The organism is Pseudomonas sp. NPDC087358 (assembly GCF_044900785.1).
In the GTDB taxonomy this organism is placed as follows: Bacteria; Pseudomonadota; Gammaproteobacteria; order Pseudomonadales; family Pseudomonadaceae; genus Aquipseudomonas.
The window spans coordinates 1-3,127 of sequence record NZ_JBJDOA010000028.1 but is presented as its reverse complement, the minus strand read 5'-3'; the positions used below and the strand labels follow the sequence as shown (position 1 = coordinate 3,127).

The 3,127-nt window shown below is 51.9% G+C and carries 2 rRNA genes (1 of these 2 cut by a window edge); both read left to right on the top strand.

What is annotated here, in order from left to right:
* Nucleotides 1-11 (top strand): 16S ribosomal RNA (locus ACI2KS_RS29545); it begins 1,543 nt to the left of the window's first position.
* Between the two features lie 94 nt (nucleotides 12-105).
* Nucleotides 106-2,999 (top strand): 23S ribosomal RNA (locus ACI2KS_RS29540).
* The 16S and 23S rRNA genes sit together here, the layout of an rRNA operon.
* Nucleotides 3,000-3,127: the final 128 nt, after the last annotated feature.

Below are 3,127 nucleotides of genomic sequence, written 5' to 3'. Positions count from 1 at the left end.
GCACCTCTTTCACTGGTGTGTGTCCAGGCTAAGGTAAAGTTTGTGAAATGCAAACTTTCGGCGAATGTCGTCTTCACAGTATAACCAGATTGCTTGGGGTTATATGGTCAAGTGAAGAAGCGCATACGGTGGATGCCTTGGCAGTCAGAGGCGATGAAAGACGTGGTAGCCTGCGAAAAGCTTCGGGGAGTCGGCAAACAGACTTTGATCCGGAGATGTCTGAATGGGGGAACCCAGCCATCATAAGATGGTTACCTTACACTGAATACATAGGTGTATGGAGCGAACCAGGGGAACTGAAACATCTAAGTACCCTGAGGAAAAGAAATCAACCGAGATTCCCTTAGTAGTGGCGAGCGAACGGGGACCAGCCCTTAAGTTGATTTGAGATTAGCGGAACGCTCTGGAAAGTGCGGCCATAGTGGGTGATAGCCCTGTACGCGAAAATCTCTTGTCAATGAAATCGAGTAGGACGGGGCACGAGAAACCTTGTCTGAACATGGGGGGACCATCCTCCAAGGCTAAATACTACTGACTGACCGATAGTGAACCAGTACCGTGAGGGAAAGGCGAAAAGAACCGCGGAGAGCGGAGTGAAATAGATCCTGAAACCGTATGCGTACAAGCAGTGGGAGCCCACTTTGTTGGGTGACTGCGTACCTTTTGTATAATGGGTCAGCGACTTATTTTCAGTGGCGAGCTTAACCGAATAGGGGAGGCGTAGCGAAAGCGAGTCTTAATAGGGCGTCTAGTCGCTGGGAATAGACCCGAAACCGGGCGATCTATCCATGGGCAGGTTGAAGGTTGGGTAACACTAACTGGAGGACCGAACCGACTACCGTTGAAAAGTTAGCGGATGACCTGTGGATCGGAGTGAAAGGCTAATCAAGCTCGGAGATAGCTGGTTCTCCTCGAAAGCTATTTAGGTAGCGCCTCATGTATCACTGTAGGGGGTAGAGCACTGTTTCGGCTAGGGGGTCATCCCGACTTACCAAACCGATGCAAACTCCGAATACCTACAAGTGCCGAGCATGGGAGACACACGGCGGGTGCTAACGTCCGTCGTGAAAAGGGAAACAACCCAGACCGTCAGCTAAGGTCCCAAAGTCATGGTTAAGTGGGAAACGATGTGGGAAGGCTTAGACAGCTAGGAGGTTGGCTTAGAAGCAGCCACCCTTTAAAGAAAGCGTAATAGCTCACTAGTCGAGTCGGCCTGCGCGGAAGATGTAACGGGGCTCAAACCATGCACCGAAGCTACGGGTATCACCTTAGGGTGATGCGGTAGAGGAGCGTTCTGTAAGCCTGTGAAGGTGAGTTGAGAAGCTTGCTGGAGGTATCAGAAGTGCGAATGCTGACATGAGTAACGACAATGGGTGTGAAAAACACCCACGCCGAAAGACCAAGGTTTCCTGCGCAACGTTAATCGACGCAGGGTTAGTCGGTCCCTAAGGCGAGGCTGAAAAGCGTAGTCGATGGAAAACAGGTTAATATTCCTGTACTTCTGGTTATTGCGATGGAGGGACGGAGAAGGCTAGGCCAGCCTGGCGTTGGTTGTCCAGGTTTAAGGTGGTAGGCTGGAATCTTAGGTAAATCCGGGATTTCAAGGCCGAGAGCTGATGACGAGTCGTCTTTTAGACGACGAAGTGGTTGATGCCATGCTTCCAAGAAAAGCTTCTAAGCTTCAGGTAACCAGGAACCGTACCCCAAACCGACACAGGTGGTTGGGTAGAGAATACCAAGGCGCTTGAGAGAACTCGGGTGAAGGAACTAGGCAAAATGGCACCGTAACTTCGGGAGAAGGTGCGCCGGTGAGGGTGAAGGACTTGCTCCGTAAGCTCATGCCGGTCGAAGATACCAGGCCGCTGCGACTGTTTATTAAAAACACAGCACTCTGCAAACACGAAAGTGGACGTATAGGGTGTGACGCCTGCCCGGTGCCGGAAGGTTAATTGATGGGGTTAGCTAACGCGAAGCTCTTGATCGAAGCCCCGGTAAACGGCGGCCGTAACTATAACGGTCCTAAGGTAGCGAAATTCCTTGTCGGGTAAGTTCCGACCTGCACGAATGGCGTAACGATGGCGGCGCTGTCTCCACCCGAGACTCAGTGAAATTGAAATCGCTGTGAAGATGCAGTGTATCCGCGGCTAGACGGAAAGACCCCGTGAACCTTTACTATAGCTTTGCACTGGACTTTGAATTTGCTTGTGTAGGATAGGTGGGAGGCTTTGAAGCGTGGACGCCAGTTCGCGTGGAGCCAACCTTGAAATACCACCCTGGCAACTTTGAGGTTCTAACTCAGGTCCGTTATCCGGATCGAGGACAGTGTATGGTGGGTAGTTTGACTGGGGCGGTCTCCTCCTAAAGAGTAACGGAGGAGTACGAAGGTGCGCTCAGACCGGTCGGAAATCGGTCGTAGAGTATAAAGGCAAAAGCGCGCTTGACTGCGAGACAGACACGTCGAGCAGGTACGAAAGTAGGTCTTAGTGATCCGGTGGTTCTGTATGGAAGGGCCATCGCTCAACGGATAAAAGGTACTCCGGGGATAACAGGCTGATACCGCCCAAGAGTTCATATCGACGGCGGTGTTTGGCACCTCGATGTCGGCTCATCACATCCTGGGGCTGAAGCCGGTCCCAAGGGTATGGCTGTTCGCCATTTAAAGTGGTACGCGAGCTGGGTTTAGAACGTCGTGAGACAGTTCGGTCCCTATCTGCCGTGGACGTTTGAGATTTGAGAGGGGCTGCTCCTAGTACGAGAGGACCGGAGTGGACGAACCTCTGGTGTTCCGGTTGTCACGCCAGTGGCATTGCCGGGTAGCTATGTTCGGAAAAGATAACCGCTGAAAGCATCTAAGCGGGAAACTTGCCTCAAGATGAGATCTCACTGGAACCTTGAGTTCCCTGAAGGGCCGTCGAAGACTACGACGTTGATAGGTTGGGTGTGTAAGCGCTGTGAGGCGTTGAGCTAACCAATACTAATTGCCCGTGAGGCTTGACCATATAACACCCAAGCAATTTGCTGACCTGAAAAGGCGCCAGATTGCGGTGACTGTGAAGATGACATGCACCGAAAGTTTGCAACACGAACGCACCTGATCACATACCCGATTTGCTGAAGCGAGGCCATA